Genomic DNA, 435 nt, shown 5'->3' with positions numbered 1-435 from the left:
CGAGGCCTTCCGCAAGCTTGAAAACAATGACTATGGCCGGGCGTCGGCGAGCGGAGACCCGCGTGATCTTTTCATGTTGAAAGTCAAAGAAGAGGAATTATTCGCCTTACAGAAGCTGCTCACGGCCCCAAAGGACATGCCCGCCTTGGCGATGTTAAATTCGTTGATCGAAAGCCGCAGCATTTATAGCAAAAACATAACTCCGGGACAGGGATATGCATCCAATACACAGCGTGCCAAACTAATGAAGCGGAATGTGGCCAGCCATTTGACGCTTGCGCCTGCACAGCGAATGTTGCTGAAAGCCGGTGCAGTTCATGTATTCCGAGGTTATAACCCGCTGAGTGCCGGTAGCCGGGAGATCGGCAATTATTTGGCTGAATATGCGGAAGGCCGCGGGCAGAAATCGCTGCATGTATTAGTGCTGGCGTCCAA

Annotated in this window: 1 protein-coding gene; it reads left to right on the top strand. The window is 52.2% G+C overall.

All coding sequences use genetic code 11. The features are described 5' to 3' along the window. On the top strand, positions 1–435 hold a 435-nt coding region (locus V3391_RS17545), incomplete at both ends, for a hypothetical protein (RefSeq protein ID WP_332079746.1).

The sequence above is a fragment of the Luteimonas flava genome (genome assembly GCF_036584485.1).
GTDB classification, from domain to species: Bacteria; Pseudomonadota; Gammaproteobacteria; order Xanthomonadales; family Xanthomonadaceae; genus Luteimonas; species Luteimonas flava.
Note: the sequence above shows the minus strand (reverse complement) of the source record. Positions and strands in the feature narration are given on the sequence as shown.